Here is a 15,906-nt window from a genome sequence, read left to right as displayed (position 1 = left end):
TATCTTCCTGTGTCCCAACACTGAAAAGTGGACACTCTTGGTGGTCCTACCCAGCGCCCCCGCCCACCACCGTGATTTGGGCGCCACCCCCCCCCCCCCCATCGGACGGGGGCGGTTCCCCCGGTCACCAGCGGCAGCCCGCACCGCGCTCGTACGGCTGCCGCGTCAGAGCCCCGGCCCCGGCCCCGGCCGCGGCTCAGTGCGCCGCCGTCCTGACCAGGGCGGCGATGCGGGTCTCGTCGGCCGGGGTCAGGTTCTTCAGGGCGAAGGAGGTGGCCCACATCGCGTCCTCGTCGAGGTTCGCCTGGTCGCTGAAGCCGAGGGTCGCGTAGCGGGCCTTGAACTTCTCCGCGCTCTGGAAGAAGCAGACGACCTTGCCGTCCCTGGCGTACGAGGGCATCCCGTACCAGAGCTTCGGTGCGAGGGCGGGGGCGTTCGCCCTGACGATCTCGTGGACGCGTTCGGCCATCGCCCGGTCGGAGTCCTGCATCTCGGCGATCTTCGCCAGGACCGCGGCTTCCTCCTCCGCCGCCTTGGCGGCGCGCGAGCCGGCGCGGGCGGACGCCTTCAGCTCCTTGGCGCGCTCCTTCATCGCCCCCCGCTCCTCGTCCGTGAACCCGTCGTACGCCGGGGTCGTCGTGGTGGTCTTCTCGATGGTGGTCTTCTGCGTGGCGGTCATGGCGGGTTCCCTCCCGGGATACGGATCGGTCTGTCGTGTGCGGGTGTGCTGCATGGCCGAACGCCCGGACCGCGTTCGCCATGCCGGAGGCCGGAGCGGCGTTCCGTCGGGCGAACTCAGCCCCAGGCCCCCGCGATCTGGCGGGTCGTGGCATTGAGGCGGTTGAACATGTTGGTGACGCCGACCATCAGGACGATCGCGGCGAGCTGCTTCTCGTCGAAGTACGTCGCCGCCGTGTCCCAGACCTCGTCGCTCACCGGGTCGGGGCGGTCGGCCATGCGCGTCGCGGCCTCGGCCAGGTCGAGGGCGGCGCGCTCCTCGTCGGTGAAGTAGGGGGCCTCGCGCCAGGCGACGACCGTGGCCAGGCGCTCGTCGCTCACGCCGGCCTTGCGGGCGGTCTTGGTGCCGCCGTCGACGCAGGCGCTGCACCCGTTGATCTGGCTGACCCGCAGGTGCACCAGCTCGAGGACCTGGCCGTCCACGCCCCCGGAGTGGACCGCCTTGAGGATCTCCTGGACGGGCCGCATCGCGTCGGACAGTACGACGGCGGGATTCTGCATACGAGCCTGCATCGCGGTCTGCTCCTCTGGTTGGTGCTCCGTGCCCCGTTCTCCCCGGGGTGTGACTCCATGACAGCCGCCGCGGCGCGATGTGACGACGGCCGTGGGACGGCCTGGGACAGGCGCACCGGCCTTGACCAGCGCGGAAACGGGCCTGAATACTTCTGGCACGGCGGGACAGGGGTACGGGGAAGCGGTGGACGTGGAACAGCGGACGGCGAGCGACGACCCACAAGCGGAGTTGGCGGCCCGGCTCAGGTCGCTGCAGGAGCTGTCCGGGCTCGGCGTGCGGGCCCTCGCCAGGGACACCGGGCTCAGTTCCTCGTCGCTCTCGCGCTACCTCGGCGGGCAGACCGTGCCGCCCTGGCCCGCGGTGATCGCCCTCTGCCGGATCGTGAAGCGTGATCCACGGCCCCTGCGCCCCCTGTGGGAGCGGTCCTCGAACCCGTTGCCGGCGCCCCCGAAGGCGAGTCGGCAGGTCCAGCCGAGGCCTCGTAACGATCTGCCCCGCGACGTACCCGACTTCACGGGAAGGGCGGAGCAACTCGACGCGGTGTTCGCCGCGTTGAAGAGCCACCAGCTGGTCGCCGTCGACGGGATGGCGGGCGTCGGCAAGACCTGCCTGGCCGTGCACGCCGCGCACCGGCTCGCCGCCGGCCATCCGGACGCGCAGCTCTACGTGGACCTGCACGGGTTCACCGAGGGGCGGGAGCCGCTCGACCCCGGTTCCGCGCTGCGGATGCTGCTCGGCGCGCTGGACGTACCGTCGGAGCGGGTCCCGCAGGAGGGCATCGAGCAGCTGGCCGCCTGCTGGCGGGCGGAGCTGGCCGGGCGGCGGGCCGTCGTGGTGTTGGACAACGCCGCCGACGCCGACCAGGTCCGTCCGCTGCTGCCCGGCGCCGGACCCTCCGTCGTGCTGATCACGAGCCGCAACCGGCTGCTGGGCCTCGACGACGTGCCTCCGGTGTCGCTGGACGTCCTGAGCCCCGGGGAGAGCGCCGAGCTGCTGGCCCGCGCGAGCGGCGATCCCGTCGGCCCCGGGGGCCGGCTGGGCCGTGATCCGGAGTCCGCCGCCGAGGTGCTGCGGCTGTGCGGGCACCTCCCGCTGGCGCTCAGGCTCGCCGCGGCACGGCTGCGGCACCGGCCGGGCTGGACCGTGGGCATCCTCGTCGAGCGGCTGGCGGAGGGCGCGAGCGAGTTCGACACCGCGTTCGCCATGTCCGTGAGGCAACTGGACCGGGCCCAGGCCCGGCTGTTCCGGATGCTGGGCCTCCTGCCGGGCACCTCCTTCGACGAGTACGTGGCCGCCGCCCTGGCGGACGTGCCGCTCCACAGCGCCCGGGCGATGCTCGAGGACCTGCTCGACGCGCACCTGGTCCAGCAGCCGACGGCGGGCCGCTACCGGCTGCACGACCTGGTGCACCAGCACGCGCGCCGGGCCTGCGAGCAGCAGGACGCACCGGCCGAGCGGGGCCGGGCGCTGGGGCGCTTCCTCGACTTCTACGTGCACGCGGCGGCCGCCGCCGACGCCGCGATGCCCGTCCTCTCGCCCGGCCGGGCGGTCACCGCGGGCCGGCCGCCGGCCGAGCTGCCGCGGTTCGCGGACAAGCACGCGGCCCTGGCCTGGCTCACCGCCGAGTACGAGGCGATGATCGCCGCCTTCGAGACGGCGGTCGCCCTCGGGGCGGACGTGCACGTGTGCGAGCTGCCGCGCTTCCTGCGGGCGTACTTCGCGCGGCGCTGCGGTACCACCCACCTCAACTTCCTCTTCGAACGGTCACTGACGGCCGCGGAGCGCCTCGGCGATCCGCTGCAACTGGCCGAGGCGCACAGCGATCTGGGCTTCGCGCGCTACAACGCGGGCCGGATGGCGGAGGCGGGGGCGGCGTACGAAGCGGCCGGACGCGGCATGCCGGAGACGGGGGGCTCACTGTCCGAGGCCGAACTCGCCCTGCGGCGGGGGTACTTGATATGGGAGGAGGGGAGCGTCGAGGGGGCGCTCGAACTCTTCGGGCGGGCCGGGAAGGCGTACGGGCGGATCGGCTGTCCGACGGGCGCCGCGCACGCGGCCGCGTCGGAAGCCTGGGCGCTGCTGCAGCTCGGGGAGCGCGAGCGGGCGGCGCGCCGGGCCCGGGAGGTGCTGGCCGTCCCGCACGAGGATCCCGCGTGGCCGCCCACGCTGACGGCTCGGATCACCCTCGGCGTGGCCCTCGCCGCCGAGGAGCCCGAGGAGGCGCTGGAGCACCTGCGCCGGGCGCTGGAACTGGCCCGCGAGGACGGGCACATGAACAACGAGGCGTGGTGCCTGAACTGCATGGGTGTCGCGCTGCGTCGGATGGGCCGTTTCGAGGAGGCGCTGGCCAGCCACCGGGAGGCGTTCGCGCTGCTGGACGAGCTGTTCGAGGAGCACTGGAAGATCCGTTTCCTCAACGGCTACGCCGAGACCTGCCGCCTCGCGGGCCTGCCCGACGAGGCCCTGCGGCTCCACCGGGAGGCGCTGGAGCTGGCCCCGAGGCTGGGGAACCGGTACGAGGAGGCGCTGGCCCACGAGGGGGCCGCGATCGTGCTCGACGCGACCGACCCGGCCGCGGCCGAGGGACACCGCGCGGCGGGCCGGGCCCTCCTCAGGGGGCCCGGCCCCGGGGAGGCGGGGACGGAGGACCGGCGCGGTCCGCGGGAGGAGAACGTCCCGACGCTGTTGCAGGACGGCGCCCGGGCCTGACAGCCTGGCTCCCGAGCCGGCCCGCCCGAGGCCGGCCGGACCCGGGGGGACCACCGTGAACATCAGAGCCGCAGCCATAGCCGCCACCGCCGCCTTCGCCCTGACCGCCCTGGGCGCGGGCCCGGCCCTCGCGGACAACCACAGCAGCGTCGCGCCGCAGGGCCAGGACGGGGCCTTCGAGCACAGCGACCCGCAGCAGGCCCTCATCGACGGCCAGTCCGAGCACCTGGCCCCGCAGGGCGCCCGGTAGCCGCGGGACGGCGCGTCCGTCCACCCGGCCCGGCACGGCCGGGTGGCCGGCGGCCCCGCCGCCCGTGGGACCTCGGCGGGGCTACGGCGTCTCGGCGCCCCAGCCGTTGGGGCAGGCGGCAGGGGTGGCCGGGGCGGGTCCGTACGCGTAGGCCACGAAGTCCTTGAGCTCCGGACCCCAGAACGGCCACGCGTGATCGCCGGCGCCCTGGCAGTAGCGGTGCTCGACCGAGCGGTCCTTCAGGTCCTGGTGGAGGGCCGCGGTCATGGCGCCGATCTCCTTCTCCCCGGCGCCGCCCGCGCCGCCGGCGTAGAGGGCCATCTTCCCGCCGTACGAGGCGTACTTGCCGTCGAGCGCAAGGCTGACCGGATTCTGTCCCGGCCAGGTGCTCGGCGGCCCGAAGACCGTCGCCATCCGGTACGGGGTGTCACCGGTCACCCGGAACTTCCCGTCGAACAGGCCCGTCCACAGGATCGACGCCCCCACCTGCCAGGTGGAACCGGTGATGATGCCCTGCGCGCCCGGATCGTAGAGGTCGGTGCCCGGCGAGAGGGCGCCGACCGCGGAGAACACCTCCGGGTGGCGGCCCGCGTAGCGCAGGGCCCCGTAGCCGCCCATCGAGACGCCCGCGACGGCCCGGCCGGAGGCCGACTTCGACGTGTTGAAGTTGGCGTCGATCCACGGGACCAGCTGCTGGATGTGGAAGGTCTCCCACTGTGGGGCGAAGAAGCCGTCCGTGTGGCCCGGCCAGTCGCTGTACCAGCCGGCCTTGCCGGCCTCCGGCATCACGACGATGCCCTGGAAGGCCGAGTCCTTCAGAGCCGCGGTGACATTGCCCTCGTCGGTCTTCGACCACTGCTCGACGTCGCCCGAACCGCCGTGCAGCAGGTACAGCACGGGGTACGGGCGGGCCGGGTCGCGCCGGTAGTCCTCCGGCAGCAGGATCCGTACGCGCACCGGCACCTGGACCGGATCGATCGACGGGGTCCCGCCGTGCGCGGTGAAGACCGCCGCCGAGGTCACCGAGGCGTCGCCCATGCGCTCGCTCTGGCCCGCGGCGACGGACCAGCTCCGCAACGTCAGCCCGGCGGCGTTCGGCGCGGGCAGCGAGGGCAGTACGGACGCGGCGCCCACGGGCGCGGCCGGAGCGGCGACGAGGAACGCGGCCGCGGTGGCGAGCAGGGCCGCCGCGCGGCGCAGGGGCGACGTACGGAACGGTCGGCGCACAAGGGCTCCCAAAGGGCGAGGGGGGAGGGGAAGCGGGCGGAGCAGGGGGCGGGGAGGGCCGGGTCCCGGCCGGTCTAGCACGGGCGGGCGGCGCCCACCAGGAGGTGGCCCGGGTTCCGGTCCCTGCCGGGTCTTCCCGCCCGGTCCCGCCCGGTCCTCGCCGGGTCTTCCCGCCAGGTCCCGGCGGCGCCGGACCGGCTGGTTCCGAGGGGCGGGCCCGCCGGCGCGTTCACCCGCGGTCCACCCGGGGGCCGGCGGCCCGTCGGATGCGTCGGTGGGGATTGTCAGCCGGTCGTGCTTTGCTGGAGACATGATCGAAGAATTCCTCGCCCGAGACCTGTCCGCCGTCGACGAGGCCGTCCGCAAGGCGGCGGCGATCGAGATCATGCCGAGGTTCCGCCAGCTCGCCGACCACGAGGTGGACCAGAAGAGCGGCCCGCACGACCTGGTGACCGACGCCGACCGCAAGGCCGAGGAGTACCTCACGGCCGAGCTGACGCGGCTGCTGCCCGGCTCGGCGGTGGTCGGTGAGGAAGCGGTGCACATCGACCCGACGGTGTACGAGGCGCTGCGCGCGGACGCTCCGGTGTGGATCGTCGACCCGGTCGACGGCACCCGGCAGTTCGTGCACGGCGACCCGGCGTTCTGCACCCTCGTCGCGCTCGCGCACCGCGGGGAGATACTCGCGTCCTGGACCTTCGCCCCGGCGCTGGAGGAGATGGCCAAGGCCGTGCGCGGGCAGGGGGCGTACGTCAACGGGGTCCGCATCCACAGCGGTTCGCCCGAGCCGGGCGCCGACCTGCGCGTGGCCACGGCCCACCCGCTGTACACCTCCGAGGACGACCGGCGCTCGCTGGCCCGCCTGGACGTGCCGGGGGTGGCCGCCCGCCCGTGCGGTTCCGCGGGACTGGAGTACCTGCGGGTGGCCCGGGGCGAGATGGACGGCCTGGCCTTCACCTGGCCGTCGGCCTGGGACCACGCGGCCGGGCTGCTCCTGGTCGCGGAGGCGGGCGGCGCCCAGAGCACCGTCGACCGGATCCCCTTCCGGGTGGACCGGGACAACGCGCTTCCCTTCGCGGTGGGCCGGGACGAGGCGACGGCGGTACGCATCCGCGAGCTGCTCAGAGGAGAGTGAGGCCATGACCGCGGGAGTGCGTGCGACGCGCGGAACCGGCGTGATCCACGGAGCACTTGGGGCCCGTGGGGTTCGAAGACCTCGCGCACCTCGCGGAATTCGCGTATAGACAGGCGCACTACCCTGGGGCGGTGGCGCCGCCGGACGAAGGAGTCGCAAGTGCCGTCGATTCTCGATGCGGTCGTGGTGGGAGCGGGGCCCAACGGGCTGACGGCCGCCGTCGAACTGGCCCGGCGCGGCTTCTCGGTGGCCGTCTTCGAGGCCGCTGACACCGTCGGCGGTGGAGCCCGGACCGAGGAGCTCACCCTCCCCGGCTTCCGGCACGACCCCTGCTCGGCGGTGCACCCCCTCGGGGCCGGCTCGCCCGTCTTCGCCACCATGCCCCTGAAGCGGTACGGGCTGGAGTGGCTGCACGCCCCGCTGCCCATGGCGCACCCCTTCGACGACGGCACCGCCGCCGTGCTCTCCCGCTCCGTCGCGGAGACGGCCGCGTCCTTCGGGGCGCGGGACGCGGGCGCGTACCGGCGGCTGGTGGAGCCGTTCCTCGGCCGGTGGGACACCCTGGCCCGGGACTTCATGTCCCTGCCGGGCACCGCCCTGCCCCGTGACCCGGTCACCCTCGCCCGCTTCGGGCTCGCCGGGCTGCCGCCCTCCACCTGGCTGCTGAGCCGTTTCCGTGACGACCGGGCCCGCGCCCTGTTCGCCGGGCTCGTCGCGCACGTCATCGCCCCGCTCGGCGGGATCGGCACCAGCGCCGTCGGCCTGGTGTTCGCCCTCGCCGCGCACGCGGGCGGCTGGCCCATGCCGCGCGGCGGCTCGCAGGCCATCTCCGACGCCCTCGCCGGGTACCTGCGCGACCTCGGCGGCGCCGTCCACACGGGCTTCGAGGTCAAGCGCCTCGACGACCTGCCGCCGGCCCGGGCGTACGTCTTCGACACCTCGCCGACCGCGCTGGCCCGCATCGCGCGCCTGGGCCGGGCGTACGACGGCTACCGGTACGGCGCGTCCGTGTTCAAACTGGACTACGCCCTGGACGGCCCCGTCCCCTGGACCGCCGAGGAGGCGCGCCGGGCCGGCACCGTCCAGATCGGCCCGCGCACCCGCGATATCGACGCCGCCCTGCAGCTGGCCTCCAGCGGGCGGGCGCCCCGCACGCCCTTCCTCATCGCCGCGCAGCCCAGCCTCGTCGACGCCGGCCGGGCGCCCGAGGGGAAGCACACCTTCTGGGTGTACGGGCACGTCCCGGCGGACTGGGGCGGTGACCTCACCGACGCCGTCGAACGCCAGCTGGAGCGCTTCGCCCCCGGGTTCCGCGACCTGGTGCTCGCCCGCGCCACGGCCGGCCCGCCGCAGCTCGCCGCCCGCAACCCCAACTACGTCGGCGGGGACATCGCCTGCGGCGCCGCCACCGGGCTCCAGCTCCTGCTGCGGCCCCGGCTCTCGCTGTCTCCGTACTCGACCAGCCATCCGGCCGTCTTCCTCTGCTCCTCGGCGACCCCGCCGGGCCCCGGAGTGCACGGCATGTCGGGCCACAACGCGGCCAAGGCCGTGTGGCGCCACCTGAGAAAGGGATCCTGATGCCCCGCATCACGCTCGTCCGCGGCGACATCACCGCGGAGAAGGCGGACGCCGTGGTCAACGCGGCGAACTCCTCGCTGCTCGGCGGCGGCGGGGTCGACGGAGCCATCCACCGGCGCGGCGGCCCGGAGATCCTCGCCGCCTGCGAGGACCTGCGCCGCTCCCACTACGGCAAGGGCCTGGCGACGGGCCGGGCGGTCGCCACCACGGCCGGCCGGCTCCCGGCCGGGCACGTGATCCACACCGTCGGGCCGGTCTGGTCGCGGGACGAGGACCGCTCGGAGCTGCTGGCCTCCTGCTACCGGGAGTCGCTGCGCGTCGCGGACGGGCTGGGGGCCCGCAGCGTCGCCTTCCCGGCGATCTCCACCGGCATCTACGGGTGGCCCATGGACGACGGGGCGCGGATCGCGGTGGAGACCGTACGGGCGACCCCGACCGCGGTGGAAGAGGTGCGTTTCGTGCTGTTCGACGAGCGGGCGTTCGAGGCGTTCGAGGCGGCGGTGGGCGCGTAGCGCCGCGGGGCGGCGGGCCGGTGGGGCGCCGGGGGACCGGCCGGGCGGCCGGAAACGGCGCCCGGGGCGCCCCGGCGCGGGGCACGGGCCGGCACCCGGGCGGCCCCGTGGGCCAGGGCCGCCCCGGAATCGACACAGCGCCGCTCCCCGCCCCCTCGGTTAGTGTGATTCGGTAGGAATCGGGCCCCCCAGGGGTGAGGTCGGCGCATTGGACACGTACCAGGAGACGAGCGGGGTACCGGACCAGCCGGTGGCTGCTGTCGGGTACGCCGGCGTACTGAGCGAGCTGCTGCCGATCGCCCTGTGGCGGGAGGACGCCGACGGGCGCGTCGTCGAGTGGTCCCTGGCCGCCCAGGACCTGCTCGGCCACCGGCCCGAGGACATCCTGGGCCGGTTCGGCGCCTCCGTGCTCGTCCCCGACGCCAACCACGAACTCGCCGCCCAGCTGACCCGCCGGGTCCAGGCCGGGGAGACCGTCGTCGGCACCCTGCCCGTGCGCCACCGCGAGGGCCACCGGGTCCCGATGGAGATGTGGATCGTGCCCGCACCCGATCCGCAGGGGCGCACCGGGGCCATGCTCATCGCCGTGGAGACCACCGAGGTCCTGCGGATGCGCGATTCGCTCGCCGCCCTCCAGAGCCTCTTCACCCAGTCGCCCATCGGCCTCGGCACCCTCGGCACCGACCTGCGCTTCCTGCGCGTCAACGACGCCCTCGCCCGGATGAACGGGGTGTCGGCCGCCGAGCACGTCGGCAAACGGCTCAGCGATGTCGTGCCCGGGGTCAACGCAGCCGTCCTCGAGCGCCTCATGCGGCAGGTGCTGACGCGCGGTACCGCCGTCGTGGACGTGCGCCGCACCGGCCGCACCTCGGCCGACCCCGACCACGACCACACCTGGTCCTGTTCGTACGCCCCGCTGCGGGACGGCTCCGGGCGGCTGCTCGGCGTGATCGCCTCCCTCATCGACATCACCGAAGGGCAGCGCGCCCAGGCCGAGGCCGAGCGGGCCCGGAGCCGCTTCGCCCTGCTCGCCGAGGCCGGCACCCGCATCGGCACCACGCTGGACCTGAGCCAGACGGCCCAGGAGATCGTGGAGGTGCTGGTGCCGCAGCTCACGGACTCGGCCGACGTACAGCTCCTGGAAGCGGTACTGGAGCCCGACGAGGCGGCGGCCTCCACCCGGGGCGTGCTCCGGCGGCTGGCGGCCGTCTTCCCGGACTCGGCGGCGCCCACCGCCAAGCTGGTCGCCGGACAGACCTTCCAGATCCCGGTGGGCACCGCCTACGAGCAGGTCATCACCGAGGGCCAGGCCATGAACCTGTACACGGCCGACATCCCGGCCCTGATCCGGGATCCGCGCGCGGCCGCCCTGCGGGCCTACCTGGCCACCCTCGGCTGCGCCCGGATGGTCCCCCTGGTGGCCCGCGGCCGGGTGCTCGGCGTGGTGGTGGTGACCCGGGTGCGCGGGCGCGAGGTCTTCGACCACGAGGACTGCGTGCTGATCGACGAGGTGGTCGCGCGGGCGGCCCTGAACATCGACAACGCCCGGATGTATACCACCCAGCGGGCGGCCGCCCTGATGCTGCAGCGCAGCCTGACCAACAACGCGCTGCCCGAGGTCGCCGGTCTCGAACTGACCGGCCGCTACCTGCCGGCCAGCGACCACGACGTGGGCGGCGACTGGTTCGACGTGATCGAGCTCGCGGACGGCCGGACCGGCCTGGTGATCGGCGACGTGATGGGCCACGGCGTCCACGCGGCCGCGGTCATGGGCCAGCTGCGCACCGCGGTCCGGACGCTGGCGCGCCAGGCCGTGGAACCCGAGCAGATGCTCCGCTCCCTCGACGCGGTGGTGGCCGACCTGGGCGAGGACGAGATGGCCACCTGCGTCTACGCCGTCCACGACCCCGCGACGGGCGTGTGCGCGATCGCCCGCGCGGGCCATCCGCCGCCGGCCGTGGTCACGGCGGCCGGAGCCGTGCGCTTCCTGGACGGATCGCCCGGAGCCCCCCTCGGCACGGGCGGCCGGCAGTTCCGCACCGAGGAGGTGCTGCTGCCCCCGGGGAGCCTGCTGGTGCTCTACACGGACGGCCTGATCGAGTCGCGGGACCGGGACCTGGACGAGGGCATGGCGGGTCTGGCGGCCGCCCTGAGCGGCGCGGAGGAGCCGCTGGAGACCCTGTGCGACGACATCCTGGCCCGGCTCCTCCCGGCCGCCCCTCAGGACGACGTGGCGGTCCTGCTGGCCCGGACGGGCGCATTGCCCTAGTGCGAATATCCATTGCGTCTAGTGCAATGGCCGGATATCGTCTGCGGCATGTCTGTCACGCCTGCGCCCCCGGCCAAGTCGCCGTCGCCCGTCACGCTCACCGGCCGCCACGTCCGCCTGGAGCCCCTCACCAGGAACCACCTCCCCGACCTCTACCTCGCCGGCGGCGGCGACGAAGAGGTGTGGAGGTGGCAGGGCGGCCCGGCTCCGCGGACGGAGGCGGAGCTGGGCGCCAAGCTCGACGCGGTGCTGGCCGGGGAGTACCTCCCCTTCGCCGTCATCCACCTCGAGAGCGGCCGGGCCGTCGGCTGGACCACGTACCTGGACATCAGCCCGGCCAACGAACGGCTCGAGATCGGCTGGACCTGGTACGGGCGCGCGTACTGGCGCAGCGCGGTGAACACCGAGGCGAAGCTGCTCCTGCTCACCCACGCCTTCGAGGACCTGGGCATGGGCCGCGTGCAGTTGAAGACCGACCACCTCAACACCCGCTCCCAGGCCGCCATCGCCCGCCTCGGCGCCCGGCGCGAAGGCGTCCTGCGCCGCCACCGCCGGCGCCCGGACGGCACGTGGCGCGACTCCGTGTACTTCTCCCTGCTGGCCGACGAATGGCCCGAGGCGAAGGCGCGCCTGGCCGCCCGGCTCTGAGGGGGGAGGCGGGAGGCGGGAGGCGGGGAGCCGGGGAGGCCCCTCCGGCCGCCCGGCGCCGCGGCCGGCTACCAGGCCAGGTCTTCGAGGGCGTCCAGGTCCGGGAAGGGCGGGGGCGTCGGCTCCGCCGCCTCCGTCAGGGGGAGCTGGGCCCAGATGACCTTGCCGCGCTCCGTGTAGCGGGTGCCCCAGCGTTCCGCGTACTGGGCGACGAGGAACAGACCGCGGCCGCCCTCGTCGGTGGTGGCCGCGTACCGCAGGTGCGGGGAGGTGCTGCTGCCGTCGGAGACCTCGCAGATCAGGGCGCGGTCACGGAGCAGCCGGACCCGGATCGGCGCGGTCCCGTAGCGGATGGCGTTGGTGATCAGCTCGCTGAGGATGAGTTCGGCCGTGAAGGAGACGCCTTCCAGGCCCCACGCGGCCAGTTGGGCCGCGCCCGCCCTGCGCACCCGGGAGACGTCGGAGGGGTCGGCGCGCACCGCCCACTCCGCGATCCGCCCGGCCGGCAGCCGCCGGGTGTCCGCGACGAGCAGGGCGATGTCGTCGCTCGGCACCGGGAACAGCAGCGCGGCCAGTACGTCGGCACAGGCCTGCTCGGGGCTGCGGTCCGGCCGGGACAAGGTCTCGGTCAGCAGGCCGAGGCCGGTGTCGAAGTCGCGCTCGCGGTCCTCCAGCAGCCCGTCGGTGAACAGCACCAGCCGGCTCGCCTCGGGCAGGTCCAGCTCGACGGCCTCGAAGGGCATCCCGCCGACGCCCAGCGGCAGCCCGATCGGCAGCTCGGGGTACTCGACCCGGCCGTCGGGGCGGACCAGCGCGGGACCGGGGTGGCCGGCGCTGGCCATGGCGCAGCGGCCGGACACCGGGTCGTAGACCGCGTAGAGGCAGGTGGCGCCCGTCACGGCCGAGGCCTCGCCCACCACGTCGCCCCCGCCGGGGCCCGCGCCCCCGGCGGACTCGTCCTGGTCGATCCGGTCGATGAGCTCGTCCAGGTGCCCGAGCAGCTCGTCGGGCGGCAGGTCGAGGGTGGAGAAGTTGTGGACGGCGGTCCGCAGCCGCCCCATGGTCGCGGCCGCGTGCACCCCGTGCCCGACCACGTCCCCGACGACGAGGGCGACCCGGGCCCCGGCGAGCGGGATCACGTCGAACCAGTCCCCGCCCACCCCCGCCTTCGCGGGCAGGTACCGGAACGCGACGTCCACGGCGCTCAGTTCCGGCAGGGCCCGGGGCAGCAGGCTGCGCTGGAGGGTCACCGCCACCGCGTGCTCGCGGGTGAAGCGGCGGGCGTTGTCGATGGAGACGGCGGCCCGCGCCCCCAGCTCCTCGGCGAAGGACAGGTCCTCCTCGTCGAAGGGCTCGGGGGTGTCGGCCCGCCAGAAATTGGCCATGCCGAGGACCACGCCGCGCGCCTGGAGCGGTACGGAGATCAACGAGTGCAGGCCGTAGTCGAGGGCCACCCGCGTCCCGTCGTGGTCCTGGGCCCGCCAGCCGAAGGCCGCGCTCAGATCGGCCGCGAGGACCGCCCGCCCCGCGTCCAGGGCCGCCGCCATCGGCGCGGTCGGCACCACGAAGCGGATGGTGTCGCCGACGGGCTGGAGCGGCTGATCGCCGCGGACCCCGCTCATCGCGGCCCGGCGCATCTCGACGTGGGCGCCGAGGGTGGGCTCCTCGCCCTGCAGGACCGGCTCCAGCAGCTCCACGGTGACGAAGTCGGCGAAGCGCGGGACCGCCACCTCGGACAGCTCCTCGGCGGTGCGCACCACGTCGAGGGTGGTCCCGATGCGCACGCCCGCGTCGTAGAGCAGCTGGAGGCGGTCGCGGGCCACCGTGGCCCGGCCGGACAGCGCGGCGAGCTCGGTGGAGTCGCGCAGGGTCATGACGGTGCCCGAGGGGCGGCCGCCGTAGGTCTTGGTCGGCCGTACGTTGACGGCGATGAGCCGGTCGCCCGACAGGTGCACCTCGTCGGTGGCGACCCGGCCCGAGGCGAGCAGCGCGGCGGTCCGCGGGTCGAGGCCGAGGTCGCCGACGTGCCGCTGCTCGGCGTCGGGCGGCAGGCCGAGCAGGCGGCGGGCCTCGTCGTTGGCGAGGACGAGCAGGCCGTCGGCGTCGATGATGAGGACGCCCTCGCGGACGGCGTGCAGAACGGCCTCGTGGTGTTCGTTCATCCGGGTCATCTCGGCCTCGCCGAGGCCCCGGGTCTGGCGCCGCAGCCTGCGGCTGACCAGGGCGGCGCCGCCGGTCCCGAGGAGCAGCGCGCCGCCCGCCGCGCCGATGAGCAGGGGCAGCTGGCCTTCGACGACGTCGCCGACGTTGGCGACCTCGATGCCGGTGGAGACCAGGCCGACGACCTTGCCGGAGGAGTCCCGTACGGGTACGACCGCGCGGACCACGTCGCTCGGCTGCCCCTGGAAGGTCTCGGTGAAGGCGTGCCCGGCCAGGGCCCGGGAGAAGTCTCCCGTGGAGCGTCGGCCGATCAGCTCGGGGCGGGAGTCGGTGTACCGGGTGCCGTTGGTGTCCAGCACCGCGATGAAGTCCACGCCGGAGTCCCGGCGGGCCCCCTCGGCCAGGTCCTGGAGCGCGGCGGTGGGATCGGCCGACATCAGCGCGGACGGCAGGCCCGGGGAGTGGGCGAAGGCCTCGGCGGCCGCGAGAGAGCGGTTGCGGGCGTCGCGCTGGCTGTCGTAGCGGGCCTGGAAGAACAGGGCCAGGGCGGCGGCGGTGATCAGCACCAGCACGATGACGGCCTGGAGGGCGAAGACCTGGCCGGCGACACTGCGCGCGCCGAGCGACAGGCCCGTGGAGAGCTTGGAGAAGGGGCGCGAGAACCGGCGTGCGAACCGGCGTGCGCGACCACCGCGCGGGGCGCTGTGCCGGGGCCCGCTCCCGGCTGCGTCCGGTCCGGGAGGAAGGCCGGACGGCGGCTCGGTCGGCGGACCGGAAGGCGGCTCGGACGGGGGCTCGGACGGGGGCTCGGACGGCGGCCCGTCCTGGGGAGTCCCCTCACGGCCCGGGGGCGGGCCATTTCGTCCGGTCATGAGCCATTTCTAACACTGTCCGTGGGGTTTGGGGGAGGCCCTGATGCGGTAGCCGCCGCACGGTAGGCGCGGGGGCTCGTGCCGACGTGCGCCGTGAAGTGCTGGCGGAAGGTGACCTCGCTGGTGAAACCGGTCCGCCGGGCCACCTCGGTGACCGGGTGGTCGGTCCGCTCCAGCAGTTTGCGGGCCTCGTCCAGTCGGTGGCCGAGGAGCCATTTGTGCGGGGTGGTGCCGGTGGCGGCGGCGAAGTGCCGGGCGAAGGAGCGCGGTGACATCCCGGCCCACCGGGCCAGCGTGGCCACGTCGAGCGGCTCCCGGAGCCGCCCCAGCGCCCGTTCCCGTACGGAGGCCAGCGCCTCGGCGGTCCGGTCGGCGGCCGGGGTCGGGCGGTCCAGGTACTGGGCGTGGTCGCCGGTGCGGAAGGGGCCCGTCACCATCGAGCGGGCGATCGCGGCGGCCGCCTCGGCTCCGTGGGCCATGCGGACCAGGTGGAGGCAGAGGTCGATGCCGGAGGCGACCCCGGCCGAGGTCCACAGGCCGTCGTCCTCCACGTAGAGCGGGGCCTCCTCGACGCGCACGGCCGGATGGCGGCCGGCCAGCGTCGGGGCCAGGGACCAGTGCGTCACGGCCCGGCGGCCGGCGAGCAGCCCGGCCTCGGCGAGGATGAACGCGCCCGCGCACAGGGCGGCCATCGTGATGCCCCGGGCGTGCGCGTCGCGCAGGGCGGCGAGGACCGGCTCCGGGGTGGGGTCGCAGGGCCGGGCCAGGGCCGGGACGACGACGAGGTCGGCGCCGGAGAGCCAGTCGAGCCCCCGGTCGGGGGTCAGCTCCAGCCCGCCGGGGAGCGGGATCGGTCCGGGGGTCACGGCGCACCGGCGCAGCTCGAAGGGCGGGACCCCGAGCGGGCTGCGGTCGGGACCCCAGACCTCGGTGATGACGGCCAGGTCGAAGGCGCGGATGCCGGGTTGGACGACGATCGCGACGCGGTGCATGACGTGAGTCTGCCACGGCCGTTCCGGCCGCCCAGGGGCGTCCGGGGGCTCGTGGGGCGGTGGCCCGGGGGTCCGGCGGGGGGACTCGCGAGAGGGGGCACGGGGGCCGTGGGATGCCTTCGGGAGGCTCCTCGGGTCTCCCGCGGTCGCGGGCGGCCTCCCCGGGACTGCCGGGAGGGGGGTGCGGCGGCCGGCCGGGAAATGGGCGGAGCGGGCTTGCGGGGAAGCTGCGGCCGGGGCGGCCGGGGGCGTGGCCGGGGACGTCCCCCGGGCCGGCAGGGGCTCGCGCGACCCCTGCCACA

The 15,906-nt window shown here is 74.9% G+C and carries 12 protein-coding genes; 7 read left to right on the top strand and 5 right to left on the bottom strand.

The features are described 5' to 3' along the window. Positions 1–196 precede the first annotated feature (196 nt). Both ACWF9Z_RS28600 and ACWF9Z_RS28595 read right to left on the bottom strand, forming a co-directional pair. Positions 197–679: an iron chaperone gene (locus ACWF9Z_RS28600; protein WP_453606513.1), complete on the bottom strand. Its 483-nt coding sequence runs from the start codon at positions 677–679 to the stop codon at positions 197–199. Positions 680–795: 116 nt separating this feature from the next. Beyond that, positions 796–1,251, bottom strand: coding sequence for a carboxymuconolactone decarboxylase family protein (locus tag ACWF9Z_RS28595; protein WP_453606510.1), 456 nt, complete (start codon positions 1,249–1,251; stop codon positions 796–798). 121 nt (positions 1,252–1,372) lie between these two features. On the opposite strand from ACWF9Z_RS28595, the gene ACWF9Z_RS28590 reads away from it, so the two are divergent. Beyond that, on the top strand, positions 1,373–3,961 hold the full coding sequence (locus ACWF9Z_RS28590; RefSeq protein ID WP_453606507.1) for a tetratricopeptide repeat protein: 2,589 nt from the start codon (positions 1,373–1,375) through the stop codon (positions 3,959–3,961). A gap of 55 nt (positions 3,962–4,016) precedes the next feature. After that, positions 4,017–4,211, top strand: a complete 195-nt coding sequence (locus ACWF9Z_RS28585) for a hypothetical protein (RefSeq protein ID WP_453606505.1) — start codon at positions 4,017–4,019, stop codon at positions 4,209–4,211. An 81-nt stretch (positions 4,212–4,292) separates the two neighbouring features. Here ACWF9Z_RS28585 and ACWF9Z_RS28580 read toward each other — a convergent pair whose 3' ends face one another. Further along, positions 4,293–5,438, bottom strand: coding sequence for an alpha/beta hydrolase (locus ACWF9Z_RS28580; RefSeq protein WP_453606502.1), 1,146 nt, complete (start codon positions 5,436–5,438; stop codon positions 4,293–4,295). A 310-nt stretch (positions 5,439–5,748) separates the two neighbouring features. Between ACWF9Z_RS28580 and ACWF9Z_RS28575 the strand changes: the two genes are divergently transcribed. The 5 genes from ACWF9Z_RS28575 (at position 5,749) to ACWF9Z_RS28555 (ending at position 11,580) form a co-directional block, all read left to right on the top strand. Next, positions 5,749–6,573, top strand: a complete 825-nt coding sequence (locus ACWF9Z_RS28575) for an inositol monophosphatase family protein (RefSeq protein WP_453606500.1) — start codon at positions 5,749–5,751, stop codon at positions 6,571–6,573. Between the two features lie 159 nt (positions 6,574–6,732). After that, a complete protein-coding gene (locus tag ACWF9Z_RS28570) occupies positions 6,733–8,151 on the top strand; it encodes a phytoene desaturase family protein (RefSeq protein ID WP_453606498.1) in 1,419 nt (472 codons plus the stop codon). Continuing rightward, positions 8,151–8,663, top strand: coding sequence for an O-acetyl-ADP-ribose deacetylase (locus tag ACWF9Z_RS28565; protein ID WP_453606496.1), 513 nt, complete (start codon positions 8,151–8,153; stop codon positions 8,661–8,663). The genes ACWF9Z_RS28570 and ACWF9Z_RS28565 overlap by 1 nt, the downstream gene beginning before the upstream one ends. 208 nt (positions 8,664–8,871) lie before the next feature. Continuing rightward, a complete protein-coding gene (locus ACWF9Z_RS28560; RefSeq protein ID WP_453606494.1) occupies positions 8,872–10,932 on the top strand; it encodes a SpoIIE family protein phosphatase in 2,061 nt (686 codons plus the stop codon). Positions 10,933–10,980: 48 nt separating this feature from the next. Further along, positions 10,981–11,580 (top strand): GNAT family N-acetyltransferase, encoded by a 600-nt coding sequence (locus tag ACWF9Z_RS28555; protein ID WP_453606492.1) that lies wholly within the window; start codon positions 10,981–10,983, stop codon positions 11,578–11,580. 68 nt (positions 11,581–11,648) lie between these two features. Here ACWF9Z_RS28555 and ACWF9Z_RS28550 read toward each other — a convergent pair whose 3' ends face one another. Together ACWF9Z_RS28550 and ACWF9Z_RS28545 are read right to left on the bottom strand one after the other, a co-directional pair. After that, positions 11,649–14,612, bottom strand: coding sequence for a SpoIIE family protein phosphatase (locus tag ACWF9Z_RS28550; RefSeq protein WP_453606491.1), 2,964 nt, complete (start codon positions 14,610–14,612; stop codon positions 11,649–11,651). Then, positions 14,609–15,604, bottom strand: a complete 996-nt coding sequence (locus ACWF9Z_RS28545; RefSeq protein ID WP_453606489.1) for a GlxA family transcriptional regulator — start codon at positions 15,602–15,604, stop codon at positions 14,609–14,611. Before ACWF9Z_RS28545 ends, ACWF9Z_RS28550 begins: the two co-directional genes overlap by 4 nt. Positions 15,605–15,906 lie beyond the last annotated feature (302 nt).

Source organism: Streptomyces sp. NPDC054961 (genome assembly GCF_053609145.1).
The sequence above is the reverse complement of the archived record's forward strand: the minus strand, read 5'-3'. Positions and strand labels throughout refer to the sequence as shown.